This window comes from Massilia sp. PWRC2 (genome assembly GCF_049896725.1).
Lineage (GTDB): Bacteria > Pseudomonadota > Gammaproteobacteria > Burkholderiales > Burkholderiaceae_D > JAFCUW01.
The window spans coordinates 349,134-374,928 of record NZ_JAFCUW010000002.1 but is presented as its reverse complement, the minus strand read 5'-3'; the positions used below and the strand labels follow the sequence as shown (position 1 = coordinate 374,928).

The window sequence follows — 25,795 nt, the reverse complement described above, 5'->3', positions numbered from 1 at the left end:
CTCTCCTGACTGGTACGCGCCAGGCCAGGCTCATCGCGGGACTGACCGAGCGTTGCTGCAGCATCCGACGCACTGCAGCGGCACAAGATAGATGTGAACAAGGAGTGATCAATGAAAGCCAACAAAGCCAACAACGCCAGCAACATTCTGCTGGCGGCCATCGTCATCGCCGCCCTGCTGGGAGGCTGCCGACGCGGCGACGGCACGACCACCCCGGCCGACGGCAGCGGCAGCGCTGCCACCACCACGGCGGGTAACAACAGTAGCGGCAGCAGTGGTACGAGTGGTACGAGTGGTACGAGTGGTGCCAGTGGTACGAGTGGTGCCAGTGGTGCCAGTGGTGCCAGTGGTGCCAGTGGTGCCACTGGCTCATACGGCAGCGGCGGCACTGGTAGTGCGACCGGCACCCCCCCACCCGCCACACCTGCCACCGGTGCCCCAGCAACCACCACACCGCCCGCCACCGCACCAGGCGCGAACGGCAGCGGCAGCGGGGGTAGTGGCGGCAGTGGCGCTAGCGGAAGCAGTGGAGGTGGTAGCAGTGGCAGCGGCTCCAGCGGTAACAGTAGCGGTAACAATAGCGGTAACAATAGCGGCGGCAGTTAACTGCGAATGACTGACTGGAGCTGCCACCGCGCCCCTGCGGGCGGCCTGTCGACGGCTTCGCGCCGACGCCAGAGTGTCATGTCGGCGTCACCCGGATGCCGCTAGCGCAGCAAGCGCATTATCCGCTGCAAGCGCAGCAAGGGCGGCATCCATTGCTGGCGCCGCGCCCGTAGCACGCACATTACGCCCAGCAATTGCGGCAGTCGTGGCAATCGTGGCAATCGTCGCAATCGTCGCAATCGTCGCAAGCCCAGCAATCGCAACACGCATTGCAAACTCAGCAAGCGCGACGGCTTTACGGCAAGCAGGACCTTTGCGTTTAAATGTGCGATTAAGTGTGCGTTTATAAAAAAGACCGGATAAAAATCCGGCCTGTTGGGTCTAGTACAGGGTACTGGTACTGAGTCTGGTACTGGGCCTACTACTGGGGCAACTACTGGACCTGCTACTGGGGCAACGACTGGGACAACTACTGGGGCTGCCAAAGGGCCTCGCCCACAAGAACGACGCTACTCCAGCAGTGCTGCCAGCTGCGGCCAGGTACGGTTGCCGCCAACACCCTGCCAATCGGGCATGGCCTGCGTACTAGCCTTTTTCCAGCACCACCGGCGCGGCACCAAAGTTTCCGGCCACAGCCGTGGAACCCGATGGTGCGACCGCCCCAGGCCCGCCACGGCCACCGCGGCCACCACGGCCGCCACCCATGGCGAAGCGCACCAGCTTGACGATGCTGCGGTAGACGAAACGAATCAGGGTAAGCGTGAGCAAGATCTCGACGGCCGTCATCAGCAGCGCCAGCACCACGTTATAACGGGCCATGCGGCGGCGCGTCTTGGCGAAGGTGCGGTCGCGTGCCGACTCGATGCTGAAATAAAAGGTCGGCACTACCAGCAGGGTCAGCAGGGTCGAGGTGATGGTGCCGCCGATGATGGCGATCGCCAGTGGACGGTAGAATTCGCCACCCTCGCCCAGCCCCAGCGCCACTGGAATCATGCCGGCGATCAGGGCAAAGGTCGTCATCAGGATCGGGCGCAGGCGCATGCGGCCAGCGTCCATCAGCGCTTCTTCACGATTAAAACCGTCCGCTTCACGCTTTCTGGCGGCGTCGAGCAGCAGAATGGCATTCTTGGCCACCAGACCCATCAGCATGATGATGCCAATAAAGCTCATTAAATTCAGGGTATTGCGCGTCACCAGCAGGGCCAGCACCACGCCGATCAGCGACAGCGGCAGCGACAGCATGACGGCAAACGGCGCCGTGAAGGAACCGAACTGCATCACCAGGATCAGGTACATCAAGCCAATCCCCGACAACAGGGCAATCAGCATTTCCGTGAACAGTTCGTTCTGGCTCTGACCGGCGCCGCCCAGCTTCAAGCCGTAGCCCGGTGGATAATCAAAGCCCTCGGCCAGCTTGACAGCATCCTTGGTGACGTCGCCTGGCGAGCGGCCCTGGGCATTGGCCGACACCGTGATGGTGCGCTTGCCATCGGTGTGATCGATGCCCGATGGTCCCTTGCCCATGGTAATCCTGGCGATCTGGTCGAGCGGCACCATCAGCTGGGTGCCGGTCACCGAGATCGGCAGACGCTCGATATTTTCCGCGTTGACGCGGTCATCGGGGTGCAAACGCACGGCGACGTCGCGCGTCTCGCCGGTGGGGTCGACCCAGTCGCCCACTTCGACGCCGGCAAACGACACCCGCAGCGCCTGCGCGGCATCGTTGACGGAAATGCCCATGGAGTTGGCGAGGCCGCGGTTCATGTCGATCTGCAGCTCGTTTTTCGGGTCTTGCTGCGACAGGCTGACGTCGACCGCACCCGGCACCTGGCGCAGCTTTTCCATATATGCCTGGGTAATTTCAAGAAGCTTGCGCGAATCGGGGCCCGTAAAATCGATCTGCACCGGCTTCTGGCCGCCATTATTCAAGTCGTCCTGGACGACGAATTCGGCGCCCACCAGCGTGCTCAGTTTCTCCCGCAGTTCGGCGGCGATTTCCTTGGCGCTGCGCTGGCGCTCGGCGCGCTTGCCGATGTCGACATAGATGCGCCCGCCACCCGAATTGACGGTCTGGTTGGTTTCCTTGGTTTCCTTGATCGTATGGGCCAGTTCGGCCGCCTTCGCCAGTTTTAGACGCGAATACTCCACCGACGACGAGGCCGGTGCGCGGATGTTGACGATCAGGTTGCCGGAGTCGGCGGCCGGCAAAAAGCTCGAGCCGACATGGACCACGCCCAGGTAGATGGCGCCAACGAAACTGGCCAGCGCCAGCACCCGCATGGTCAGGCGGTGATGCAAGGCCCAGCGCACCACGCGGCCGTAGCGGTCCGCTTGATGGTCGAACCAGTCATTGAAACGCCCCAGCACGCGGCTGATGCCGGTTTTCGGCGCCGTGTGGTGATCCGGTGGATCGCCCCAGTAAGCCGACAGCATGGGATCGAGCGTGAAGGAAATGCCCAGCGACACAATCACCGAACAGGCCACCGTCAACGCAAACGGCCGGAACCACTCGCCCGACACGCCCGGCATGAAGGCCACCGGGATGAACACGGCGATGATGGAAAAGGTGGTAGCGGCCACCGCCAGGCCGATTTCGGCGGTGCCTTCGAGCGCCGCCTTGCGCCGGTCCGAGCCCATCTGCATGTGCCGCACGATGTTTTCGCGCACCACGATGGCGTCATCGATGAGCACGCCAATTGCCAGAGACAAGCCCAGCAGCGTCATGAAGTTGAGGGTAAAACCGCACAGCCAGACAGCAATGAAGGCGGCAATCACGGAAGTCGGCAACGACATCGCCGTGATCAGCGTCGAGCGCCACGAGTTGAGGAAGGCGTACACCACGAAAATGGTCAGCACCGCGCCCAGCACCAGCGATTCGATCACGTTGTTCAGGCTGCGCTGCGATTCGTCGCCGCCGTCGCGGGTGATTTCAATGCGTGTACCGGCCGGCAATTCCTTGGCAATTTCCTTGACCATCTTGCGCACCTGCACGGCGATCGAGACGGTCGAGGCATCGCGCGAGCGGGCGATCTGGATGCCGACGTTCGATTTGCCGCTGCGGATCGACAGGCTATCGATGTCGGCAAAGCCATCGCGAATTTCCGCCACCTGGGCCAGCCGCACGATTTCTTCGCCGCGCCGTTTGACCACGATCTGCTGGAAGTCTTCGGGCCGCTCGATGCGGCCGACCAGGCGGATGCTTTTCTCGTCGAGGTCGCCGCGCACCTTGCCCACCGGCGCATTGGTGTTCTGGTTGCGCAGGGCGGTGGTGACGTCGCTGACCGAGACATTGTATTCGCGCAGTTTTTCAGCGCGCAGCAGCACCGACAGCTCGCGTTTCAGGGCGCCGTTGACGGTCACGGTAGAGACCCCATCGATGCCGCGGAAGCGGTCGGCCAGCTGGTCTTCGGCCAGCCGTGAAATTTCTGCGTGGCTCTGCGAGCTCGACGACAGCGCCAGCGTCATGATCGGTTGTGCCGACGGGTCGAGCCGGCGCAGGATCGGTTCGCGCATCTCGACCGGCATCTTGTAGCGCACCGCAGCGATGGCGTTGCGGACATCGTCGGACGCTTCGATCAGGTTGCGGCTGAAATTAAATTCCATGTAAATTTGCGCGCTGCCTTCGCTGGCAGTCGAGCTCACCTTGGTCACGCCAGTGATGCTCTGCATCGATTTTTCCAGGCGATTGATGATTTCGCGCTCGACCGTGTCGGGCGAGGCGCCGGGATACGGCACCGTCACCACGATCAGCGGAATATCGACATCGGGACTCTGGTTGACGCGCAGCTTTTTCAGGGCCAGCAGGCCCAGGCACATCATCGCCAGGATCAGCACGATCGTCGGGATCGGCCGCTTGATACTGAAGTCGGAAAGGAACATCTTATTTCCCCTGCAAAGTTGGCCGCTGCACTGCGACCGCTGCCGCTGCCGCAGCCAGCTTCGGCGTCATCAGTTCGACCTGCTGGCCATCCTTGAAGGTCGAACTGGGGGTACGCAGCACCTGGTCGCCGGCGGCCAGGCCGCTTTTGACTTCATAATTGCCGGTGCGCGCATCGCGCACGCCGACTTCGAGGTTGACCTTGCTGATCGTCTTGTCTTGCAGGCGCCACACGTAGACCTTGTCACCGGCCTTGACCACGGCCGCTTCCGGCAGCATCAAGGCCGACTTGACGTCCGAATCGATGCGCCCTTCGCCGTACAATCCGGCCACTTTCGGCTGCACATGGTTGACGAAGCCGACCAGCACCTCGACCTGCCGCGTGACGTCGTTGGCGGCCGGGTCGATGCGCCGCACCACGCCCTGGAATTCCTGTTCGCCATAACCATTGACGCGGAAATTGACGCTCTGCCCCACCTTGACGGCGGCAATGCGGTCGGCCGAGACGCGTCCTTCAAAGCGCATGCTGGTCGGATCTATCACTTTAAGCAATTCCTTGCCGATGGCGGCAGTGTCGCCAGCCGAGACCTTGCGCTCGCTGACCACGCCGTCGAACGGTGCGCGCACCAGCGTGCGTTGCAGCTGCTGGCGCGCCTGCACCGTGCGCGCGCGCGCGCCGGCCAGTTCGCTCTGGGCCGAATTGCGGCGCATTTCGGCATCGTCGAGCGACTGCATCGACGTCATGCCGGAGGCGCGCAGGGTTTTCAGGCGCTCGAGCTGGCGCTCGGCCTGCTGCAGCGACTGGCTGGCGGCGGTCGACGACGCTTCCGACGAACCGAGACTGTCGCGTATCGAGGTTTCATCGAGCTTGACGAGGATATCGCCTTTTTTGACGGGGTCGCCGTTTTCTTTCAGCACCTGCAACACCACCGCCGACACTTCAGCGCGCAGGTCGGCCTTGCGCTCCGGCTGCACCGAGCCGGTGATCACCGGGCCCGAGACCAGCGAATTGCTCGACACCCGCATCACATCTTCCGGTGCAATCTGCAAGATGACCGGCTTGGCCGCCTCGGCCTTGGGATCTTTGCCCCCTTTGCCACAGGCAGCCAGCATGGTGGCCATGGCAAGAACGAGCAGGGTGTGTCGCAGCATTGGAAGTCTCCGGATGTTTGGTAGGGCAATTAGATCAAGCATATAAATGACAAAACACGGGCCGCACGCCATCATCGATGCGGCGCGGCAGCAGCTTTGCAGTATCCGGCAGCGACGGCGACCGGTCAATCGGCGTGTTTCGGAACGACGGATTGGAGGGACGAACTGCAGATAGGCGCGACGAAATGCAGATCGCGCTGTTCCATTCTATGAAGCTGTTGTCGGTAGTGGCCCGCTTACCAGTGCTGGCCGACGGCATGGATGGCCAGCGCCACCAGCACGCCGGTGACGATGCCGCCGCCGATTTCCACCAGCGTGTGGCCCATGCGCTCGCGCAAGGGCTTGACGCCGGGAGCGGCGCCACCGAGACGGTTGATGGCGGCAGCCTGGCGGCCAACGTGCTGGCGCAGGCTGTTGGCGTCGATCATCACAATAAAACACAGGGTGACGGCAACGCCGAAGGCCGGGTGCGCGATCCCCTCGCGCAAGGCGATCAAGGTCGCCATCGCCGTGACCACTGCGCTATGGTTGCTGGGAAAACCGCCATTGCCGACCAGGTCGAAGGCCAGCCGGCGCTGGCGCACGCTGGTGATCAAAAATTTGACGGGGCCGACCACCAGCCAGGTCAGAACGGGGGTGACGAGATAAGCGATGTCCATCGGTGTCCATGAAAAGTCCAGCGGCAACGGTGCCGAGCGGAATTATCGCAGAAGGCCACCACAGCGGCGACCGCGAAAACGCCGGAGCGGCCCCGTTCGCGCTAAACTCTGGCCCATTGTGGCGTTTTCACCAATAGAGAAAAGCGAGTCAGGCATGCAGCACTTCCGAATTTCCATCATTGTCAGCGTGGTGCTCATGGTGCTGGCCGGCTGGTGGGGCTATGCCCATGGCGGCAACGCCGGCCTGCTGCAAGCCTTGTGGATCACCGCCGTACTGGGCGTACTGGAAGTGTCGCTGTCGTTCGACAATGCCGTGGTCAATGCCACCGTGCTGCGCAACTGGAACGCCTTCTGGCGCAAGCTGTTTTTGACGGTCGGCATCCTGGTGGCGGTGTTTGGCATGCGCCTGCTGTTCCCGCTGGTGATCGTGGCGATGGCGACCGGCCTGGGCCTGATCGACGTCTGGCACATGGCGATCAACACGCCCGCCGAATACGCCCGCAACCTCAGCGCCCACCACGGCGAAGTGTCGGCCTTCGGCGGCGCCTTCCTGATGCTGGTATTTCTTAATTTCCTGTTCGACGAGGAAAAACAGTTGCACTGGCTGGGCTGGATCGAACAAAAAATCGGCCAGTACGGCACCGAGGGGCTGGCCATCCTGCTGACCGTCGGCGCCGTGTTTTTCGGCATGACCTTGGTGCCGGAGGCACGCAAGCTGGCCGTGCTCACTGCCGGCGTGGTGGGGGTGCTGGTGTACGTCGGCGTCGACTGGATCAGCGGCCTGCTCGAAAGTGAAGAAAGCAACAGCAGCGACCCCGCGGTGGGCAAGCTGATCGCGCAAGGCTCGATCGGCGGCTTTCTGTACCTCGAAGTGCTCGATGCCTCGTTCAGCTTCGATGGCGTGATCGGCGCCTTTGCCATCACCAACGATGTCGTCATCATCATGCTCGGGCTGGCCATCGGCGCGATGTTCGTGCGCTCGCTGACGGTCTACCTGGTCTACAAGGGCACGCTCGACGAATTTGTATTTCTCGAACACGGCGCCCACTACGCCATCGGCATCCTCGCCCTGATCATGTTCGCCAGCATCGGCTATGACATACCCGAATGGTTCACCGGCCTGTCCGGGGTGGCGTTCATTGCCATCTCCTTGTGGTCGTCGATCCGCTACCGCCGCCAAGGGGCGCTGGCCAGCGCTGGCTGACGGCAGCCGGCGCGGCGTTAGCGGTAACGCTCTTCGATGGCGCTGATGGTGCCATCGGCCTGCAAGCGGTCGAGGGCGCGGTCGAGTTCGCGCAGGGTGATGGGCGAGCGGTTCGACAGCGCGCAGCGGGTGCGGTGGGTGGCCACCACCAGCGGCGGATGCAGGGGAACCTTGATGTTGCCCTGGCGCTGCTGGTAATCGAACCAGGTTTGAATCGCCGACATATGGTGCAAGCGACCGGCGGTCAGCTTGGCCAGGTTCAGTTCCACGCTGGGGGCGTCGGCGCGCACGAAGGCATCACCCAGTTCCAGCTCGAGCAGCGGGTAGCGGTAACCGAACACCGTGCCGATGGGCTGGTCGGCCAGCGCGCCCACCAGCGGCGGACGCACGGCGCCACGGTCGGTGAGCACCACTTCGACCACGGTCATGAAGGGCTGGCTCCACGAAAATTTCCCGTTGATCCACTCGGGCAGATAGCCACACAAGATATCGGCCTCGCCGCTTTCCAGCGCCAGCGTCAGGCGCTTCCTCGGCAGGGCGAGGAAACGGGGCGTGCGCCCCAGCTCGCGCGCCAGCGCTTCGCCCACATCCTTGTGCATGCCCTCCACCAGCCGGAAATGATCGAAGCGCAGCATCGGCATCTCGATGGCGGTGTCGACCGCCACCACCAGCGGCGCAGCGGCGCGCGCCATCGTCCCCGCCGACTGGGCGACGAGGACAAGCAGGGCAATCCGGGCAGTGGCGGCGCAACGATGTTGAAATAGCATGAGTACAAGCGGCAGGACGGTGCGTCCGCTGGCATCAGGGACGACGACGGGCCGGCAGCGGCCCGGCAAACGGCTCCCAGTCTGCCACAGTCTGTGAAAGAATAAAGTAGTTAGTTGTAGCCAGTAGGAAGGCACTGGAATGCATGGATGGGACAGGCTCCTGCGGTGCCAGCCCCCCTTACTGGCGCCGCTGGTGCCTGTCCCATGGTTGCCTGACAAATCGCTTATTTTTGCGCCGGCTGATCAAGATCCGCCGCGGTCGACTGCTGCGTCAGCAAGCGTCCGAGCACTTCGCGCGTCAAATGTTCGGAGGCGATGCGCTGGTGCGCTTCGGTGGCGCGCTGGGCCACCGCTTCGCCGGACGCCGCCAGCGCACGCCGTTCGGCTGCCAGCCGCGAGGTTTCCAGCTCGACCAGCTGCAACTTCGACTCGGCCATCGCCTGGGTGGTCGCCGCCGCCTGGCGCTGCAGGGCGGCGTGACTGCGCGCGCTCTCGAGCAGCAGGTGCTGGGCGGCGACCTTGTCGACCATCGCCTCGCTGGCGGCTTCTTCGGCTGCTTGCAACTGCTGTGCCAGCGCCAGTTTTTCTTTTTCCGCGGCGACGCGCACGGCGCTCGCCTGCGCCGTGGCCGCTTCGACCGCCACGCGCGCCGCCATCGCCGTGATTTCCTGCTGCCGGGTGACGCTCGCTTCGCAGCGCGCTTCCAGCAAACGTGCCGCCAGCGCCACCGCGGCGCGCTCCTGCTCGGCTTCTGCGCGGGCGCCGGCGGCCTTGTCCTGCTCGATGCGCGTCAGCGCGGCCTGTGCCTCGGCCAGTTCAGTGGCCGCCTGCAGCTGGGCGTTGACGGCGTCGAGCGCTCCTTGCTGCTGCGCCGCTGCGCGCTGCGCCTGCGCCAGCAGCTCAGCACTGGCAGCACTGGCAGCGCACACGGCATCGGCCGCCTGCTGCTCGGCGGCAGCCTGCTGGCGCAGCAGCGTGGCGTCGGCCTGCTGGGCGGCAGCGCGCGCGGCGGCCGCTGCCGTCAATGCCTGTTCGGCAGCGATCTTTTGTTCAAGCACGGCCAGTGCCTGCTGCTCGGCTTGCAGACGCGCTTGTTGCGCCTGCGCCAGGGCGGCAGCGGCAGCGCTGGCAGTGAGCGCCGCTGCCGCGGCGGCGGCGGCGGCGGCGACGTCGGCGGCAACGGCGTCGCGCTCGGTCTGGGCGGCGTCAATGGCTTGCTGGCGCCAGGCGGCGCCTTCGTCATGCAGGGCCAGCTGTTCGAGCGCCAGCGCCTGTACCCGCTGTTCCTCCTGCACGCGCGCGGCGGCGGCGGCGGCCAGCGCCTGCTCGGCCTCGATGCGCTGGCGCGCTGCCTCGGTGGCGCCCTGTTCAGCGACAATGCGCGCCTGTACGCCGATCGCCGCCTGCTCCTCGGCCAGCGCACGCGCCAGCGCCACCTCGCGCAGCTGGCGGTCCACTTCGATGCGCCCTTCGGTGGCCGTCATGATGCGTGCCTCGGCCTGGCGGCGCGCTTCAGCGCCGGCCGCCGCTTTCTGTTCGAGGCGCTGGCGCTGGACGGCGGCGTCGCGCAATTCTTTTTCGGTCTGCAGACGCAGGTGGATCGATGTGGCCGCCATCCGCTCGGACTCGGCCTGTGCCAGCGCGATCGCTTCGCGCTCCTGCTCGACGTGGGCCAGCGCGCGCGCTTCTTCGAGCGCGCGCGCTTCGGCCATGGCGCGCGCAAATGCCGATGCGAGCGCTACCTGGTCGGCTTTTTCACGTTGCACCGTCAACGCCAACGCTTCGGCTTCGGCATCAGCCAGCAGCTCGGCGGTGTGACGCGCGCCCTTGGCCTGGCGCTCGCGCTCGCGCGCCAGGATCGCCATGCGGGCGTCGGCGCTGGCAATCTGCAGCACTTCCTGTTTGGCCGCCTGCACGGCAGCGACGCGCTCGACCGCGTGCAGGCGTGCCTGCTCGGTTTGCTGCTCGAGGTCGTCGGCGGCGCGCTCGGCCGCCAGTGCCATGGCTGCGTCGACTTCGCTCTGCTCGGCGGCGCGCTGGCGCGCCTCTTCTTCGAGGCGGGCGCGCGCTTCGGCGGCCAGGCGGATGCGGGTATCGGCTTCGACGCGGGCGCGCAATTCCGCCGTTTCCTGGCGCACCGCATCGAGCCGGGCGGCGCTGGCAGCGGCGGCGGCGCGCAGCGTTTCCAGGCGGTCGCGGTTCGCTTCGATGGCTTCTTCCGATGCCTGAGCGTGCTCGAGTGCGGCAGCGGCAGCGGCGGCATCCATGGCAGCGCGTTCTTCGGCCAGCGCGCGCGCACGCGCCTCGGCGTGGACGCGGCTCTCGGCCGCACAGGCCGCCTTCGCTTCGGCTTCGACGCGGGCGATGGCGGCGTGAATGGCGCGCATTTCGGACTGCGCCCGTTCCGGCGAAAGCGCCACGATGGCAGGCGCAGGCGCTGCCGCTGGCAGATCGATGCTCAGATTGGTGTCGTCGTCGGGCAGCTGGTCCATGGTGTCTTTCACAAGAATGCCTTCAGGGCGTCGTCATCGAATGCGCAGTACATACAGCATTATGGAAGCGCATGGGGGCAGCGCTTGCGCCGAACATGGGGGCAAACACCGCTCAGTTCGCTCTTTACGGGGCTCAGCGCTGGCAGCGCCCATCCGACCAGATGGCTAACCTTGCCACAACGGCCCCTCATCCATCAGTGCCACCTGCTCGCGCAGTTCGAGGATGCGGTCCTGCCAGTAGCGCTGGGTATTAAACCAGGGGAACGCCAGCGGGAAGGCCGGATCATCCCAGCGCATCGCCAGCCAGGCCGAGTAATGCAGCAGGCGCAAGGTGCGCAGCGCTTCGACCAGCTGCAGCTGGCGGGCGTCGAAGTCGGCAAAATCTTCGTAGCCGGCGAGGATGTCGGCCATCTGGCGCGCGCGCTCCTCGCGCTCGCCCGACAGCAGCATCCACAAATCCTGCACTGCCGGGCCGCTGCGGCTATCATCGAAGTCGACGAAATGGGGGCCGGCATCGGTCCACATGATGTTGCCGACATGGCAATCACCATGCAGGCGGATCAAGGGCTGTGCGCCGGCGCGCTGGTAACAGTGGGCGACGCCGTCGAGGGCCTGGTCGACCACGCTGGTCCATGCCGGCAACAGTTCGGGCGGGATGAAATTGTGTTCGAGCAGCCAGGCGCGCGGGGCGGCGCCAAAGGTAGCCGGCGTCAGCGCCGGTCGCTCGGCAAACTGTTGCAAGGCGCCCACCGCGTGGATGCGGCCGATGAAGCGGCCGATCCATTCGCGCACGCTGGCGTCGTCGAGCTCGGGCGCACGACCGCCGCGGCAGGGAAACACGGCAAACTTGAAGCCGCCAAAACTGTGCAGGGTGCGGCCATCGAGCACGCTGGCGGCCACCACCGGGATTTCGCGCTCGACCAGTTCGGCGACAAACGCGTGCTCTTCAAGGATGGCGGCATCGCTCCAGCGCGCCGGCCGGTAAAACTTGACCACCACCGGGCCACCCTCTTCGCGGCCCACCTGGTAGACGCGGTTTTCGTAGCTGTTCAGGGCCAGCAGGCGGCCGTCGCCGTGCAGGCCGATACTGTCGAGGGCGTCGAGCACGCAGTCAGGGCCGAGCGCGGAAAAAGGATGGGGGGCGGTTACTGCAGGGTCGGCATCAGGGTTCATGACACATTGTACGCCGCAGCGATTGCTCACGCGCCAGCGGCCAGACACGTTAAACTGTCGCCTACGTACCATCACACGCACCAACGTCCTCCCCACGAAAGCACACCATGCAATACGATCAGCCCCTGTCAGACAAAGAATTCGACGAACTCGACCAGTTTCTGCTGTCCGACCGCAGTTCCGACGACGCCATGACCATGGACACCCTGCACGGTTTCCTGACGGCGATTGCCATCGGCCCTGAAACCATCATGCCCACCGAATGGCTGCCGAAGGTCTGGGGCGAAGACGGCGCCAGCGCACCGACCTGGAAAAATGCCAAGGAAGCCGACCGCATTTTCGAGCTGATCATGCGCTTCATGAACGAAGTGGCAGTCACCTTCGAAGTGGCACCAAAAGAATTCGAACCGCTGTTCGTCGAGCACGAGCACGAAGGCCAGACCCTGATCGACGCCGAGGCATGGTGCTGGGGTTTTTGGGAGGGTTTGGAATTGCGCCCCGGTTCGTGGGACGCCATCTATTCGTCCGACGTCGCGCCATTGATGCACCCGCTGTACCTGCTGGGCGCCGACGAAATCGAAGAAGCCGAACTGAAGGAAGTGGACGACCCCGTCAAAGGCCACAAGCTGGCGCTGGAAATCGAGGCGAACCTGCCGGCCATCTACAAATTCTGGCTGCCGCTGCGCAAGTCCGCGGTGCACACCATCAAGCGCGACGAGCCGAAAGTGGGCCGCAATGACGATTGCCCTTGCGGCAGCGGCAAAAAATTCAAGAAATGCTGCGGCGCTGACAGCACCGACAGCAGCGACAAAACTGCCGTGTAACCCCAGCTGCCGTGTAACCCCTGCCGTGTAATTTCGCTACAGCCACCGGAGCCGCCATGTCCAATCTCTTGCCGATCGCCACCAGTACCGACCGCGAGCAGGTGTTTGGCCTGCTCGCCGGCCTGGCCAACCGCCATGGCTGCATCACCGGCGCCACCGGCACCGGCAAGACCGTCACCCTGCAGGTGATGGCGCAGGCACTGTCGAATATCGGCGTGCCGGTGTTCATGGCCGACATCAAGGGCGATCTGTCGGGCCTGGCAGCGGCCGGCGCCAGTTCGCCCAAAATGGCCGAACGGCTGGCCATGCTCAAGCTCGAGCAGCCAGCCTGGGCCGCCTGCCCGGTCACCTTCTGGGACGTGTTCGGCGAACAGGGTCACCCGCTGCGCGCCACCATCTCCGACCTCGGTCCGCTGCTGCTGGCGCGCATGCTCAACCTGAACGACACCCAGCAAGGCGTGCTGCAGCTGGCCTTTCGCATCGCCGACGACAAAGGCTTGCTGCTGCTCGACGGCAAAGACTTGCGCGCCCTGCTGCAGCATGTGGGCGAGCATGCCGCCGAGTATCGCACCAGCTACGGCAATCTCTCGGCCGCCAGCATCGGCGCCATCCAGCGCGGCCTGATCGGTATTGAAGAGCAAGGGGGCGCGCTTTTTTTCGGCGAGCCCATGCTCAACATCGACGACTTGCTGCAGACCGATGCGCATGGTCGCGGGGTGGTCAACATCCTCGCCGCCGACAAGCTGATGAACTCGCCGCGCCTGTACGCCGTGTTTTTATTGTGGCTGCTGGCCGAACTGTTCGAGCACCTGCCCGAAGTGGGCGATGTCGAGCAGCCGACACTGGTGTTTTTCTTCGACGAAGCGCACCTGCTGTTCAATGACGCCCCCAAGGCGCTGCTCGACAAAATCGAACAGGTGGTGCGCCTGATCCGCTCGAAGGGGGTGGGCGTGTATTTTGTGACACAAAATCCCCTCGACATTCCCGACACGGTCCTGGGCCAGCTGGGCAACCGCGTCCAGCATGCGCTGCGCGCCTACACCCCGCGCGACCAGAAAGCCGTCAAGGCCGCTGCCGACACCTTCCGTCCCAACCCGGCGCTCGATACCGCCGCCGTCATCACCGAACTGGGGGTGGGCGAAGCGCTGGTCTCCTTTCTCGACGACCAGGGCCGGCCGACCATCGTCGAGCGCACGTATATCCTGCCGCCGGCGTCGCGCATCGGCCCCATCGACCAGGCGGCCCGCCATGCACTGATGGCGACGTCGAACGTGGCCGGCGTCTACGACAGCGCGATCGACCGCCAGTCGGCGTTTGAAATGTTGACGGCGCGGGTCACACCGGCTGCGGCGCCCACCCCTGCCAGTTCAGCGACGGCGCCGTCAGCCGGCAGCCTCGGCGGCATTCTCGGTGGCCTGGGCGACCTGTTCGGCGCCGCCAGCGGGCGCGATACGCCGATGCAGGCGATGGTCAAATCGGCGGCGCGCAGCATTGGCGCGCAGGTCGGGCGGGAACTGATCCGCGGCGTGCTGGGATCGCTCCTGAAAAAACGGTAGACCTCGAACATTGTGTTGCAGACAAAAATTAAAAATTTCCTGTAGCATTGACAGCTGTTACTTTGTGATACATTATGAAACACAAGGTAATATTTAAATAATTTTTCAGGTTCACGCGCTATCGCCCCCCGCCCCGGGCGCTTGCCGTCGTCGACCGGGTTTCTGCGCCACTTTGCTGCGCTCGTCTGCCGATTCCACAGCTGCCGCCTCGCTCACCGCCTGGGGCCCTCCTGTGCCGGCACTCCACCGAGCTGTCACATGCAAGCAACTATCTCTCTTTGTTCCGGACTGCGCACGGAACTGCGCGGCATCAAACTGCTGCGCGAATCATGCAAGCTGGTGTCACGCGCCCTGCTCTACCGGCGCCAGACCAGCGCCTGGCTGCACCTGCTCAACTCGCATCCCCTGTTTGCGCAGATGCTGCCCAGTTGCCCCCGCCTGGTCAACAAGATTTACCGTGATTACCTCAGCACCCGGCTCGGTTGCGACGAACGCCTCGATGCGCTGCGCAGCCATTACAGCACCGTCATCGATCGGGGCTTGACGCCGCTGGTGGCGCGCGCCGCCCTCGGCGCCGTCGAGCTGTGCCGCCTGAACGCCAAGGATGGCGATTACCGCGTGCAACTGCGCGCCGGCAGCGTGCTGTGCCGCGAAGGTGAGCTGATCTTTCAATTGATGCACGAACAGACCCTGGTCTACTCGGTCGCCTGCGCCTTTGTGCGCGATGGCGCCCTGTTGATGCTCGGTGTCGGCTGCCTGCAAGGCACGCCCGGCGCCGGCGCCCAGGACCGTGTGCGTGAAGCGACCCGCGCCCTGCACGGCATGCGTCCAAAAAACCTGTTGATGCGGGTGGTGCGCCAGTTCGGCCACGACCAAGGTTGCGCCGGGTTACTGCTGGTGAGCAATGCGAACCGCGTGGTCACCACCTCAATGCGCCAGGGCAAAGTGCATGCCGACTACGACACCTTGTGGACCGAACTGGGCGCCGTGCAGCGCGCCGATGGCGATTTCACCCTGCCGTGCGCGGCGCTGGCGGCGCTCGACCTCGCCGAGATCGCCTCGAAAAAGCGCTCGGAAGCAAAAAAGCGCCACGAGATGCTCAGCACCGCCCTCGACGACATCGAGGCGCAGGTGCGCCGCTCGCAGCGCGCCCTGACGCCCCTGCGGCTGGCCAGCGCACCGGCCGCTTTTGACGGCCCAGCCCTGCAGCTGCGCAGCGCCTGACTGCTGGACCGGCTCAGACCAGCGCCGGCTCCTGCAGCCGGCTTTCATACAGCGCTGCCAGCAGGTCGGACTGGCTGACCATGCCGGCGTAGCGGTCTTCCTCGTCGATCACGGCAATATGATGGATGGCTGGACGCGCAGCGGAACCCGACATCAGCGCCACCAGTTCGACGATCGGCGTCGTTGCCCGCACCGTGACCGCGGGCGCCGTCATGATTTGCCCCACCACTTCCGGCTTGTCCGAATGGCTGCCCTGGTACGGCATCAGGAAGCGTTGCAGGCGGGCGCCGAGGCCGTGGTACTGATCGAGTTCGGCATGGCGCAGAAAATCGCTGTGCGCCACCACACCGATCACCCGGCGCGCCTTGTTGAGCACCGGCAGCGCCCGCACCTGCTGCGTGCGCAGCAGGTGCCAGGCGTCCAGCAAGCTGGTACCGAACTCCACCGTGATCGCCTTGTGCGCCATGATGGCGCCGCAGGTAATGACGCCAAAGCGCCGCTCATAGGCTTGCATTTCAGTGGCGACGATGATGGTTTCCAGATCGTCGCGGCTGACGTCGAGAACCTGGCCGTAGCGTTTCAATACCGCATCGAGATCGCCAGCAGCGAAGCCAACCCGGCCGACCGGCGCGCTGGCCGCACCAGCGGGCGGCAGACTGCTTTGCTGGCGGTGCGGATAGCGCCGGCCGGTCAGATTGTTGTAGGCGATGGCGGCGCCAATGAGCAAGGCCGTGTTCAGGGCCACCTGCACAAAGGCGAACTGGTAGCCGGCCGCATGCACGGCGGGCCCCGCCAGCACGGCAGTGAGCGCCACCGCGCCGCCCGGCGGATGCAGGCAGCGCAACAAAAACATGCAAAGGATGGCGGCTCCCACCGCCAGCGGCGCCGCCAGTACCGGTGCGCCCACCAGCCGCGCCACGCTGACGCCGACAATGGCCGAGATAACATTCCCGCCAAACACCGACCACGGCTGCGCCAGCGGACTGGCCGGCACGCCAAACAGCAGTACCGCCGACGCCCCCATCGGGGCAATCAAAAAACTCAGGGCGCTGGTGTCGCCCTGCAGCGCGCCCACCAGCAGCGGCGTCAACAGGGCCGTGGCCAGCAAGCCGAGCAGCGCGCCGACGCCCGCGCGCACCTGCTCGGTGCGGCTGGCCGTGTTGGGATGCGGCAAGAAAGGCGCCAGCCAGCCCCGCAGTGTGTTGCCAATCCCCCGTTTGCCTGCCTGTGCCTGCTCCGCCATTACCCATCCTCAATACGTGAATGACGCTATTACACCATACGAGGGCAGTGCCGCACTGAAACGGTGCGCGAAGGTGCAGGCGCGCCCCCTCAAATGCAAAATCGACTGGCACGCTTCTTGATATATATTTATTGATATATATTGCTTGATATCTATTTTTCTATTCATCAAACCTACAAGGGGAGTTCCATGCAGCCCGCACCACGTATTTTTGATGAGATGCACGAGCATGGCGATGGCCAGGGCGATCGCGCGGTCCGTGAACATTACCGCGAGTTCGACCAGTGGCTGGCGCGCCAGACGCCCGAACAGATCGCCCGCAAGCGTGCCGAGGCCGATCTGACCTTTCGCCGCGTCGGCATCACCTTTGCCGTCTACGGCGACGATGCCGGCACCGAGCGCCTGATCCCCTTCGACACCATTCCGCGCATCATTCCAGCGCAGGAATGGGCGCACCTGCAAACCGGGCTGGTGCAGCGGGTCAAGGCCTTAAATATGTTTATCCATGATATTTATCACGGCCAGGACATCATCAAGGCGGGCCTGATCCCGGCCGCGCAGATTTACCAGAATGCCCAATATCGCCCGGAAATGCAGGGCATCGCCGTGGCCTCCGACATTTACGCCCACATTGCCGGGGTGGACATTGTGCGGGCCGGCGCCGGCGAATTTTATGTACTGGAAGACAATCTGCGGGTGCCCTCGGGCGTCTCTTACATGCTGGAAGACCGCAAGATGATGATGCGGCTGTTTCCGGAACTGTTCGCACGCAACCGCATTGCCCCTGTCGATCACTATCCGGACATGCTGCTCGACAATCTGCGCTCGGTCGCTCCCAACGGGGGCAACGACCCCACCGTGGTGGTGCTCACCCCCGGCATCCACAATTCGGCGTATTTCGAGCACGCCTTCCTGGCCCAGCAGATGGGCGTCGAACTGGTCGAAGGCAAGGATCTGTACGTCAGCGACAACGCCGTCTACATGCGCACCATCCGCGGTCCCAAGCGGGTCGATGTGATTTACCGCCGCATCGATGACGATTACCTCGATCCGCTGGCGTTCCGCTCCGATTCCAGCCTCGGCGTGCCGGGCTTGCTGTCGGTGTACCGCGCCGGCCGGGTGACGCTGGCCAATGCCATCGGCACCGGCGTCGCCGACGACAAGTCGATCTACCCCTTCGTGCCCGACATGATCAAGTTTTATCTGGCGGAAGAGCCGATCCTCAACAACGTGCCCACCTTCCAGTGCCGCAAACCGGCCGACCTCGAATACACCCTGGCCAATCTGCACAAGCTGGTGGTCAAGGAAGTGCACGGCGCCGGCGGCTATGGCATGCTGATCGGCCCGGCGTCGTCAAGCGCGCAGATCGACGATTTCCGGCGCCGCCTGCTGGCCAAGCCGGACGGCTACATCGCCCAGCCGACGCTGGCCCTGTCGGCTTGCCCGACGTTTGTAGAAAACGGCATCGCCCCGCGTCACATCGATTTGCGCCCGTTCGTGTTATCCGGCAAAACCATTTCGATGGTGCCGGGCGGACTGACCCGGGTCGCCCTCGAGGAAGGCTCGCTGGTCGTGAACTCGTCGCAAGGCGGCGGCACCAAGGACACCTGGATTCTGGAGCAACCATGCTAAGCCGCACCGCCGATCACTTGTACTGGATGGCGCGCTACACCGAGCGCGCCGAAAACACCGCCCGCATGCTCGACGTCGCCGTGCAAACCTCGATGCTGCCGCAATCGCTCGAAGACAGCGAGGGGGCCTGGCGCGCCATGCTGGGCATCTCCGAACTGGAAGAACAATTCGCCCGCCGCAAGGGACGCTGCAACCAGGTCGATGTGCTCGACTTCATGGTGCGCGATCCCTCCAATCCGTCGTCGATCGCCGCCTGTCTGAAAGGGGCGCGCGACAATGCGCGCGCGGTGCGCGGCAAGCTCACCACCGAGGTGTGGGAAACCACCAACGCCACCTGGCTGAGCATGCCCGCGCAATTGACTGCCGACAGCCTTGAGAACGATCCCAGCGCCTTTTTCGAATGGGTCAAATACCGTTCGCACCTGTCGCGCGGCGTCACGCTGGGCACCATGCTCAAGGACGAGGCCATGTATTTCATTCGCCTGGGCACCTTCCTGGAACGGGCCGACAATACCGCGCGCATTCTCGACGTCAAGTACCACGGCGCCGCCGATGCCTCGTCGCAGCGCGATTTTTATTACTGGGCCGCGCTGCTGCGCTCGGTATCGGGCTTTGAAATTTACCGCAAGGTGTACCGCGACGTCATCACCCGCGAACGGGTGGCCGAACTGCTGATGCTGCACCCGGACATGCCGCGCTCGCTGCTGTTCTCGATGGAACAGGTGCTGGACAACCTGTGCGCGGTGCGCAACGACGTCTCCGCCGATACCGAGCGGCTGGCCGGCAAGCTGCATGCCGAACTGAAGTTCACCCGCATCGACGACATCCTGCATGCGGGGCTGCACGACAGCCTCACCACGTTTCTCGAAAACATCGATGCGCTGGGCCGTCTGATCAGCCGCGATTTCCTTGTGCCACTGGCGGGCTGACCATGAAACTTTCGATCCGTCACCAAACCGTCTACCGCTACGCCGCCAGCCAGGCCTACAGCATCCAGCAACTGCACGTCACGCCACGGCTGGAGGCGCAGCAAAGCGTGCTGTCCTGGAACCTGCAGGCGCCCGGTGCCGTCAATGCCTATACCGACGCTTACGGCAACCGCTCGCACATGCTCACCCTCAACGAGCCGCACCGCACCGTTGCCATCGTTGCCGAGGGGGTGGTGCAAACCACCGCGCTGTACCAGGGCCGGCTGCACAATAGCGAACCGTTATCGCCGCTGGTGTTTACCGTGCCGACCCGCCTGACCACGCCCACCGATGCGGTCAAGGACTACGCCGCCCGCCACCTCGGCCTGGCGCGCGCGGGCCGCGCCGACACCACCTCGATGCTCACTCTGGCCGCGGCGATCCGCCAGAGCGTCACCTACACCAGCGGCGCCACCAGCGTGCACACCAGCGGACACGACGCCATGCTGCTCGGCGCCGGCGTCTGCCAGGACCATGCGCACCTGTTTCTGGCCTGCTGTCACGCCCTCGGGGTGCCGGCCAGGTATGTGTCGGGCTATATCGATCCGGGCAGCAGTGGCCACGCCGCCAGCCATGCCTGGGTCGACGCCTGGGTCATCGACAGCGACTTCGAAGGCTGGATCAGCATCGATGTCACGCATGCCCGCCTGATGAGCCACGCCTACTGCCGGCTGGCGATCGGCCGCGACTACGATTCGGCGGCACCGGTGCGCGGCAGCCGCCGTGGCGCTGGCGACGAGACCATGGCGGTCGAGGTGCTCATCGTTCCGGTATAAAATACTGTTTTATCGTTTCAATGAAGATGCCGCAATCATGACGTACTGTACAGGCATCCGCCTCGACGCCGGACTGGTGTTTCTGTCCGATTCACGCACCAACGCCGGTGTCGACCAGGTCGGCACCTTCCGCAAGATGACGGTGTACGAGCATCCGGGCGAGCGGGTGATGGTGCTCATGACGTCCGGCAATCTGTCGATTTCGCAAGCGGTGCGCGAACAGGTGTCGGCCTATGTGGCCGCCGATGGCACCACCATCTGGAACGCCCCCAGCATGCTGGCGGCCACCCGCATCATCGGCGAGGCCGTGCGCTTCATCCACCAGCGCGACGCGCAAGCGCTGGCCGAATTTCGCATCGATTTCAATATCAGCATCATCTTCGGCGGCCAGATCCGGGGCGAGCGCTGCCGCTTGTTCAATATTTACTCGGCCGGCAATTTTATCGAGTCGCACGACCAGACCACGTATTTTCAGATCGGCGAAGCCAAGTACGGCAAGCCCATCCTCGACCGCGTGATCAATCCGCAAACGGGGCTCGATGAAGCGGCCAAGTGCGCGCTGGTATCGATGGATTCAACCCTGCGCTCGAATATCTCGGTGGGCTTGCCGCTCGATTTGCTGGTCTACCAGGCGGACAGCCTGGCCGTCACCCGGTTTACCACCATCGACGAGCGCAACCAGTATTTCCAGATGCTGCGCTCGAGCTGGGGCCAGCAACTCAAGGCGGTATTCGAGAGCATCGACGACCCGGTCTGGGACGCCGCCCCCGGCACCACCGACAATGTGCTGTGCGCCGCCAGCGGCAAGGTGCCGCCGCTGCGGGTGCCGCTGCCGGCTTACCTGAGCGAAAGCAATGCGCCGGCAGCGCCGCTGCAATCGCTGGCGCAGGATATGGGCGGCCAGCAAAGCTGAACGGCACCAGCCCCCTCCCAGCGCATTTATTTGAATTGATGTACGATCACCGACGGTTTCGATCGCTCATTTAATTCAAGGACAAACAATGAAACGTTTTGCACTGGCCGCCCTGGCCGCCGCCATGGTTGCCGTCACCGCCCCAGCACTGGCCGCCGCCCCGATGGTCAAGACCAGCGCCCCCGCCTACTACCGCATGATGCTGGGCGACTTCGAAGTAACCGTCATCAACGACGGCACCACCCCACTGCCGGTCGACACCCTGCTGCAGGGCATGAGCAAGGCCGAGCTGACGGCAGCGCTGAAGAAAAATTTCGCCGCTTCGCCGCTGGAAACCTCGTTCAACGCCTTCCTGATCAACACCGGCAGCAAGCTGGTGCTGGTCGACACGGGCGCCGGTGGCCTGTTCGGCCCCAACCTGGGCAAGTTCGCCGCCAACCTGAAAGCGGCCGGCTACGCGCCGGAGCAGATCGATGAGATCTATATCACCCACATGCACCCTGACCACGTCGGCGGCCTGGTCACCAATGGCCAGCTGGTGTTCCCCAACGCCACCGTGCGGGCGCAAAAGCAGGAAGCCGATTACTGGCTGAGCAACGAGATCCTCGCCAAGAATCCTGCCAAGGGCGATTTCTTCAAAGGCGCCATGGCCTCCCTCAATCCCTACGTTGCTGCCGGCAAGTTCAAGGCTTTCGAAGGCGACGTCGAGCTGGTGCCCGGCGTGAGCTCGCATTCGGGCAAGGGCCACACCCCTGGCCACGCCACCTACGTGGTGGAAAGCAAGGGAGAAAAGCTGGTGCTGGTCGGCGACTTGATCCACGTGGCCGCCGTGCAGATGGCGCGTCCCGACGTCACCATCGGTTTCGACAGCACGCCGAAAGACGCGCTGGCCGAGCGCCGCCAGGCCTTTGATGCCGCTGCCCGTGCCGGCTACCTGATCGGTGGCGCTCACCTGGCCTTCCCCGGCGTGGGCCACCTGCGCAAGGATGGCAAGGGCTATGATTTCGTGCCGGTGAATTTTGTGCAGATTCACTGATGAGATAGTGAATCAGGGCGCGCTCGCGCCTTGAACGATAAAAAGGGGGGCTGGCAGTTGTGCCAGCCCCCCTTTATGACGTCTGGTGGAGCAGGGGCGTTCAGCAACGCCGGGTTGGGAAAGGCACCCTGCGGTGCCAGCCCCATTTCTCCTAAGGACCAACTGACATCATTACTGCCCGCGCGGCCCCTTGTCAGCCCCCTTGTGGTCCTTCGCCCCATCCTGCGCATGGCGACCGGCCACCTGCTCGGTCTTGGCGTTCTGCTGTGCGCGGTCGGCTTCCTGCTGGTCGTGCTGTGCCTCGCGTTGCAGTTTTTCGCGGGCGTCGGCGGTGCTTTTGCTCATGACAGTCTCCTTGCTGGAAAATATCCAAGTTACGCCGCTCAGCGCAATTGCACCGTACGCCACACCACACAAGCGGCCATCAAAGCTTGATGAAATGCTCGCGGTAATATTTCAGCTCTTCGATCGACTCGATGATGTCAGCCAGCGCCGTGTGCTTCTGGTGCTTTTTAAAGCCGGACACCAGCTCCGGCTTCCAGCGCCGGCACAGCTCTTTCAAGGTCGACACGTCAAGGTTGCGGTAGTGGAAGAACGACTCCAGCTTGGGCATGGTGCGCGCCATGAAGCGGCGGTCCTGGCAAATGGTGTTGCCGCACATCGGCGACTTGCCGGCCGGGACGTATTGACGCAGCCAGGCGATCAGTTCCGCTTCCGCCTGCGCTTCGCTGACGGTCGAGGCCCGCACGCGCTCGATCAGGCCGCTGCGGCCATGGGTGCCCTTGTTCCAGGCATCCATCTTGTCGAGCGTTTCGTCGGACTGGTGGATGGCGAACACCGGGCCTTCGGCGATGGTGTTCAAGTGCATGTCGGTGACGACGACCGCCACTTCGATGATGCGGTCGCTGTCCGGTTCCAGCCCCGTCATTTCGAGGTCGACCCAGATCAGGTTCATTTCGTTGGGACGGGTGGAGGCTGGTGCAGCAACACCGCCGGTGGTTTCAGTCGCTTGTGACATAATTCTCTCTTGGCCTAATCAATCCTGCATTTTCTCACAGGCACTCAATGTATTCTCTCGCGTTTTCGCTTTTGTTTATCGCTTTTTTTATCGTCACGCTGGTGCTGCGCGTGTGGCTGTCGAACCGCCACATCCGCCACGTGCTGGCGCACCGCGCCGCCGTGCCCGCCGAATTTGCCGCACGCATCCCGCTCGCCGCGCACCAGAAGGCGGCCGACTACACCGTCGCCAAATCGAAGTTCGGTACCGTCTCCCTGCTGGCCTCGAGCTTCATCCTGCTCGCCTTCACCCTGCTGGGCGGCCTGCAATGGCTGGCCATCCAGCTCGCCCCCATCAGCGGCTTTGGCATGGGCGGCCAGCTGGCGCTGCTGGCGGCGTTCGCCGTCATCTCGGGCCTGCTCGACCTGCCCTTCGACATCTATCGCCAGTTCGTGCTCGAGCAACGCTTCGGCTTTAACAAGATGACCGCCCGGCTGTGGCTGGGCGACATGCTCAAGGGCCTGCTGCTGGGCAGCGCCATCGGCTTGCCGCTGGCATGGGTGGTGCTGACCTTGATGGACAAGGCCGGCAACCTGTGGTGGCTGTATGCGTGGCTGGTGTGGAGCGGCTTTCAATTGCTGATGATGGTGCTGTTCCCGACCGTCATTGCGCCGCTGTTCAATAAATTCACCCCACTCGAAGACGCCAGCCTGAAGGCGCGCATCGAAGGCTTGATGGCGCGCGTCGGCTTTGCCTCCAAGGGCCTGTTCGTGATGGACGGCTCCAGGCGCAGCGCCCACGGCAATGCCTATTTTTCCGGCTTCGGCGCCAACAAGCGCATCGTCTTTTTCGACACCCTGCTCGAACGGCTGGCGCCGCAGGAAATCGAGGCGGTGCTGGCCCACGAACTGGGTCATTTCAAGCTCAAGCACATCGTCAAGCGCATCGCCGTCATGTTTGCCGTCTCGCTGGGCTTTCTGGCCCTGCTGGGCTACCTGAAAGACCAGGCCTGGTTTTATCAGGGACTGGGAGTCGATCCCATCCTGTCGAGCAATGCCATGGCCCTGATCCTGTTCATGCTGGTGCTGCCGGTGTTCACGTTTGTACTGTCGCCCCTCACCTCGATCAGTTCGCGCAAGCACGAGTTCGAGGCCGACGCCTTCGCCGCCACCCACGCCAAGGCCGATGACCTGGTGTCGGCGCTGGTCAAGATGTACGAAGACAACGCCTCCACGCTCACCCCCGATCCGCTGCACTCGGCCTTCTATGATTCGCACCCGCCAGCGTCGCTGCGGATCCGTCAGCTCAATATGGCGGCCGTATGACCGCCCCCATCATGGCCCGCATCACGGCCGCTGAAAACTGCGTCGATGGCGCCCCCGCCCTCGACGCTGCTGCCATCGCCGCCCTGCTCGTCCAGGTGCCCGCATGGCAGGTCGACGCCGCCACCCTGGTGCGCCGCTACAGCTTTGCCAACTGGCAGGCAGCGCTGGCGTTCGCCAATGCCGCCGGCGCCATGGTCGAACAACAAAACCACCATCCCGTACTGACCATGTCCTATACTTACTGCGAACTGCGCTTTACCACCCACTCGGCCGGCAACACCGTCACCCGCAACGACTTTATTTGCGCCGCCCGCGCCGATGCCCTCTACCAGGGCCAGCCATGAACGCAGTGCCAGCAGCAGAAAAACTGAGCGGCACCATCATCGCCGCCCACGGCCGCCACTACCTCGCCGACGTCGACGGCCGCAAGCTGCAGTGCGTCACGCGCGGCAAAAAAACCAATATCGCCGTGGGCGACATCGTCCACCTGCAAATGACGTCCAGCGACCAGGCCGTCATCGACGGCATCGCCGAACGCAAGACCTTGCTGTACCGCTCCGACCAGTACAAATCGAAGCTGCTGGCGGCCAACCTGACGCGCCTGTTCATCGTCGTCGCCACCGAACCGGGCTTTGCCGATGACCTGATCTCGCGCTCGCTGGTGGCGGCCGAAGCGGCCGGCATCGATGCCCACCTGATCCTCAACAAGACCGACGTCATCGAATCGCTGCCGAAAGCGCGCGAGCGGCTGAAAACGTATACTTCGCTGGGCTACCCGCTGCACGAAGTGTCGGCGCGCACCCACCCGGAGCAGGCGGTGGCCACCCTCTCTCCTTTGCTGGCCGGACAGTCGTCGATTTTTATTGGCCAGTCGGGCATGGGCAAGTCGTCGCTGATCAACCTGTTGGTGCCGGACGCCGACATTGCCGTGCGCGAAATATCCGCCGCTCTCGATACCGGCAAGCACACCACCACGTTTACCCGCCTGTACGATGTGCCGATCGCCGGCACGGACGCCCGCGCCCCCCGCACCACCCTCATCGATTCGCCGGGCTTCCAGGAATTTGGCCTGTACCACCTGTCCGAAGGCATGCTCGAGCGGGCCTTCGTCGAATTCACACCCTACCTGGGCGGCTGCAAGTTTTATAACTGCCGCCACCTGATCGAGCCCCAGTGCGCCATCCTGCAAGCGGTAGCAGAAGGCAAGATCGCCAAATTCCGCCACCAGTTATATGGCCAGCTACTGCATGAATCGGCGCAGACGCTGTATTGATTGCTTGGAAAATGTCGCTGCAGCATCGGGCTGGCGCCGCACGAAGTTTCCATAAAAACACACCATCGCCTATAATTACCAGCCAGCCGCCCTCAACA

At 64.0% G+C, this 25,795-nt stretch carries 22 protein-coding genes; 13 read left to right on the top strand and 9 right to left on the bottom strand.

The window, feature by feature from the left end; all coding sequences use genetic code 11:
• The first annotated feature begins 111 nt into the window (after positions 1-111).
• Positions 112-606, top strand: coding sequence for a hypothetical protein (locus tag ACP7BZ_RS06505; protein WP_426111237.1), 495 nt, complete (start codon positions 112-114; stop codon positions 604-606).
• Positions 607-1,191: 585 nt separating this feature from the next.
• On the opposite strand, the gene ACP7BZ_RS06500 is transcribed toward ACP7BZ_RS06505, so the two are convergent.
• From ACP7BZ_RS06500 to ACP7BZ_RS06490, 3 genes are all read right to left on the bottom strand, one after another.
• Complete coding sequence (locus ACP7BZ_RS06500; protein ID WP_426111235.1) at positions 1,192-4,485, bottom strand: efflux RND transporter permease subunit; 3,294 nt, start codon at positions 4,483-4,485, stop codon at positions 1,192-1,194.
• A 1-nt stretch (position 4,486) separates the two neighbouring features.
• A complete protein-coding gene (locus ACP7BZ_RS06495) occupies positions 4,487-5,635 on the bottom strand; it encodes an efflux RND transporter periplasmic adaptor subunit (protein ID WP_426111233.1) in 1,149 nt (382 codons plus the stop codon).
• A 236-nt stretch (positions 5,636-5,871) separates the two neighbouring features.
• Entirely contained in the window at positions 5,872-6,294 is a 423-nt protein-coding gene (locus ACP7BZ_RS06490; protein ID WP_426111231.1) for a divergent PAP2 family protein, read from the bottom strand.
• A gap of 154 nt (positions 6,295-6,448) precedes the next feature.
• On the opposite strand from ACP7BZ_RS06490, the gene ACP7BZ_RS06485 reads away from it, so the two are divergent.
• Positions 6,449-7,498, top strand: coding sequence for a DUF475 domain-containing protein (locus tag ACP7BZ_RS06485; RefSeq protein WP_426111229.1), 1,050 nt, complete (start codon positions 6,449-6,451; stop codon positions 7,496-7,498).
• A gap of 17 nt (positions 7,499-7,515) precedes the next feature.
• Here the strand turns inward: ACP7BZ_RS06485 and ACP7BZ_RS06480 are convergent, their stop codons facing one another.
• The 3 genes from ACP7BZ_RS06480 to ACP7BZ_RS06470 form a co-directional block, all read right to left on the bottom strand.
• Positions 7,516-8,265: a substrate-binding periplasmic protein gene (locus ACP7BZ_RS06480; RefSeq protein ID WP_426111227.1), complete on the bottom strand. Its 750-nt coding sequence runs from the start codon at positions 8,263-8,265 to the stop codon at positions 7,516-7,518.
• A gap of 224 nt (positions 8,266-8,489) precedes the next feature.
• A complete protein-coding gene (locus ACP7BZ_RS06475) occupies positions 8,490-10,769 on the bottom strand; it encodes a hypothetical protein (protein WP_426111225.1) in 2,280 nt (759 codons plus the stop codon).
• Between the two features lie 153 nt (positions 10,770-10,922).
• Positions 10,923-11,930 carry a serine/threonine protein kinase gene (locus tag ACP7BZ_RS06470; RefSeq protein WP_426111223.1) on the bottom strand — a complete coding sequence of 336 codons (1,008 nt, stop codon included), beginning with the start codon at positions 11,928-11,930 and terminating at the stop codon, positions 10,923-10,925.
• Between the two features lie 107 nt (positions 11,931-12,037).
• On the opposite strand from ACP7BZ_RS06470, the gene ACP7BZ_RS06465 reads away from it, so the two are divergent.
• From ACP7BZ_RS06465 to ACP7BZ_RS06455, 3 genes are all read left to right on the top strand, one after another.
• On the top strand, positions 12,038-12,754 hold the full coding sequence (locus ACP7BZ_RS06465) for a UPF0149 family protein (RefSeq protein WP_426111221.1): 717 nt from the start codon (positions 12,038-12,040) through the stop codon (positions 12,752-12,754).
• Positions 12,755-12,810: 56 nt separating this feature from the next.
• The gene (locus ACP7BZ_RS06460; protein WP_426111219.1) at positions 12,811-14,310 is read left to right on the top strand and encodes a helicase HerA-like domain-containing protein; all 1,500 of its coding nucleotides are present in this window, start codon (positions 12,811-12,813) and stop codon (positions 14,308-14,310) included.
• 258 nt (positions 14,311-14,568) lie between these two features.
• A complete protein-coding gene (locus tag ACP7BZ_RS06455; RefSeq protein ID WP_426111217.1) occupies positions 14,569-15,534 on the top strand; it encodes a DUF535 family protein in 966 nt (321 codons plus the stop codon).
• Between the two features lie 13 nt (positions 15,535-15,547).
• On the opposite strand, the gene ACP7BZ_RS06450 is transcribed toward ACP7BZ_RS06455, so the two are convergent.
• Positions 15,548-16,777 (bottom strand): HPP family protein, encoded by a 1,230-nt coding sequence (locus ACP7BZ_RS06450; protein WP_426111215.1) that lies wholly within the window; start codon positions 16,775-16,777, stop codon positions 15,548-15,550.
• Between the two features lie 189 nt (positions 16,778-16,966).
• Between ACP7BZ_RS06450 and ACP7BZ_RS06445 the strand changes: the two genes are divergently transcribed.
• The 5 genes from ACP7BZ_RS06445 (at position 16,967) to ACP7BZ_RS06425 (ending at position 22,102) form a co-directional block, all read left to right on the top strand.
• Positions 16,967-18,409, top strand: a complete 1,443-nt coding sequence (locus ACP7BZ_RS06445) for a circularly permuted type 2 ATP-grasp protein (RefSeq protein ID WP_426111213.1) — start codon at positions 16,967-16,969, stop codon at positions 18,407-18,409.
• Positions 18,403-19,338, top strand: coding sequence for an alpha-E domain-containing protein (locus ACP7BZ_RS06440; protein WP_426111212.1), 936 nt, complete (start codon positions 18,403-18,405; stop codon positions 19,336-19,338). Before ACP7BZ_RS06445 ends, ACP7BZ_RS06440 begins: the two co-directional genes overlap by 7 nt.
• Before the next feature lie 2 nt (positions 19,339-19,340).
• The gene (locus ACP7BZ_RS06435; RefSeq protein WP_426111211.1) at positions 19,341-20,153 is read left to right on the top strand and encodes a transglutaminase family protein; all 813 of its coding nucleotides are present in this window, start codon (positions 19,341-19,343) and stop codon (positions 20,151-20,153) included.
• A 37-nt stretch (positions 20,154-20,190) separates the two neighbouring features.
• Complete coding sequence (locus tag ACP7BZ_RS06430; RefSeq protein ID WP_426111210.1) at positions 20,191-21,066, top strand: peptidase; 876 nt, start codon at positions 20,191-20,193, stop codon at positions 21,064-21,066.
• 88 nt (positions 21,067-21,154) lie between these two features.
• Positions 21,155-22,102, top strand: coding sequence for an MBL fold metallo-hydrolase (locus ACP7BZ_RS06425; RefSeq protein ID WP_426111208.1), 948 nt, complete (start codon positions 21,155-21,157; stop codon positions 22,100-22,102).
• Between the two features lie 171 nt (positions 22,103-22,273).
• On the opposite strand, the gene ACP7BZ_RS06420 is transcribed toward ACP7BZ_RS06425, so the two are convergent.
• Both ACP7BZ_RS06420 and orn read right to left on the bottom strand, forming a co-directional pair.
• Positions 22,274-22,447 (bottom strand): hypothetical protein, encoded by a 174-nt coding sequence (locus ACP7BZ_RS06420; RefSeq protein WP_426111206.1) that lies wholly within the window; start codon positions 22,445-22,447, stop codon positions 22,274-22,276.
• 79 nt (positions 22,448-22,526) lie between these two features.
• The gene (gene orn, locus ACP7BZ_RS06415) at positions 22,527-23,120 is read right to left on the bottom strand and encodes an oligoribonuclease (protein ID WP_426111204.1); all 594 of its coding nucleotides are present in this window, start codon (positions 23,118-23,120) and stop codon (positions 22,527-22,529) included.
• 47 nt (positions 23,121-23,167) lie between these two features.
• On the opposite strand from orn, the gene ACP7BZ_RS06410 reads away from it, so the two are divergent.
• The 3 genes from ACP7BZ_RS06410 to rsgA are packed head-to-tail and all read left to right on the top strand — an operon-like array spanning position 23,168 to position 25,697.
• The gene (locus tag ACP7BZ_RS06410; protein WP_426111202.1) at positions 23,168-24,424 is read left to right on the top strand and encodes a M48 family metallopeptidase; all 1,257 of its coding nucleotides are present in this window, start codon (positions 23,168-23,170) and stop codon (positions 24,422-24,424) included.
• Positions 24,421-24,768, top strand: coding sequence for a 4a-hydroxytetrahydrobiopterin dehydratase (locus ACP7BZ_RS06405; RefSeq protein WP_426111200.1), 348 nt, complete (start codon positions 24,421-24,423; stop codon positions 24,766-24,768). Before ACP7BZ_RS06410 ends, ACP7BZ_RS06405 begins: the two co-directional genes overlap by 4 nt.
• Complete coding sequence (rsgA, locus tag ACP7BZ_RS06400) at positions 24,765-25,697, top strand: ribosome small subunit-dependent GTPase A (protein WP_426111198.1); 933 nt, start codon at positions 24,765-24,767, stop codon at positions 25,695-25,697. Before ACP7BZ_RS06405 ends, rsgA begins: the two co-directional genes overlap by 4 nt.
• The last annotated feature ends 98 nt before the right edge of the window (positions 25,698-25,795 follow it).

Excerpts from the sequence above, each read along its gene's own strand:
- ACP7BZ_RS06455 (WP_426111217.1), top strand. The coding sequence starts at position 14,569 with ATGCAAGCAACTATCTCTCTTTGTTCCGGACTGCGCACGGAACTGCGC.
- ACP7BZ_RS06495 (WP_426111233.1), bottom strand. The coding sequence starts at position 5,635 with ATGCTGCGACACACCCTGCTCGTTCTTGCCATGGCCACCATGCTGGCT.
- ACP7BZ_RS06465 (WP_426111221.1), top strand. The coding sequence starts at position 12,038 with ATGCAATACGATCAGCCCCTGTCAGACAAAGAATTCGACGAACTCGAC.
- ACP7BZ_RS06450 (WP_426111215.1), bottom strand. The coding sequence starts at position 16,777 with ATGGCGGAGCAGGCACAGGCAGGCAAACGGGGGATTGGCAACACACTG.
- ACP7BZ_RS06440 (WP_426111212.1), top strand. The coding sequence starts at position 18,403 with ATGCTAAGCCGCACCGCCGATCACTTGTACTGGATGGCGCGCTACACC.
- ACP7BZ_RS06485 (WP_426111229.1), top strand. The coding sequence starts at position 6,449 with ATGCAGCACTTCCGAATTTCCATCATTGTCAGCGTGGTGCTCATGGTG.
- orn (WP_426111204.1), bottom strand. The coding sequence starts at position 23,120 with ATGTCACAAGCGACTGAAACCACCGGCGGTGTTGCTGCACCAGCCTCC.
- ACP7BZ_RS06445 (WP_426111213.1), top strand. The coding sequence starts at position 16,967 with ATGCAGCCCGCACCACGTATTTTTGATGAGATGCACGAGCATGGCGAT.
- ACP7BZ_RS06505 (WP_426111237.1), top strand. The coding sequence starts at position 112 with ATGAAAGCCAACAAAGCCAACAACGCCAGCAACATTCTGCTGGCGGCC.
- ACP7BZ_RS06410 (WP_426111202.1), top strand. The coding sequence starts at position 23,168 with ATGTATTCTCTCGCGTTTTCGCTTTTGTTTATCGCTTTTTTTATCGTC.
- rsgA (WP_426111198.1), top strand. The coding sequence starts at position 24,765 with ATGAACGCAGTGCCAGCAGCAGAAAAACTGAGCGGCACCATCATCGCC.
- ACP7BZ_RS06425 (WP_426111208.1), top strand. The coding sequence starts at position 21,155 with ATGAAACGTTTTGCACTGGCCGCCCTGGCCGCCGCCATGGTTGCCGTC.
- ACP7BZ_RS06460 (WP_426111219.1), top strand. The coding sequence starts at position 12,811 with ATGTCCAATCTCTTGCCGATCGCCACCAGTACCGACCGCGAGCAGGTG.
- ACP7BZ_RS06430 (WP_426111210.1), top strand. The coding sequence starts at position 20,191 with ATGACGTACTGTACAGGCATCCGCCTCGACGCCGGACTGGTGTTTCTG.
- ACP7BZ_RS06420 (WP_426111206.1), bottom strand. The coding sequence starts at position 22,447 with ATGAGCAAAAGCACCGCCGACGCCCGCGAAAAACTGCAACGCGAGGCA.
- ACP7BZ_RS06480 (WP_426111227.1), bottom strand. The coding sequence starts at position 8,265 with ATGCTATTTCAACATCGTTGCGCCGCCACTGCCCGGATTGCCCTGCTT.
- ACP7BZ_RS06490 (WP_426111231.1), bottom strand. The coding sequence starts at position 6,294 with ATGGACATCGCTTATCTCGTCACCCCCGTTCTGACCTGGCTGGTGGTC.
- ACP7BZ_RS06435 (WP_426111211.1), top strand. The coding sequence starts at position 19,341 with ATGAAACTTTCGATCCGTCACCAAACCGTCTACCGCTACGCCGCCAGC.
- ACP7BZ_RS06500 (WP_426111235.1), bottom strand. The coding sequence starts at position 4,485 with ATGTTCCTTTCCGACTTCAGTATCAAGCGGCCGATCCCGACGATCGTG.
- ACP7BZ_RS06405 (WP_426111200.1), top strand. The coding sequence starts at position 24,421 with ATGACCGCCCCCATCATGGCCCGCATCACGGCCGCTGAAAACTGCGTC.
- ACP7BZ_RS06470 (WP_426111223.1), bottom strand. The coding sequence starts at position 11,930 with ATGAACCCTGATGCCGACCCTGCAGTAACCGCCCCCCATCCTTTTTCC.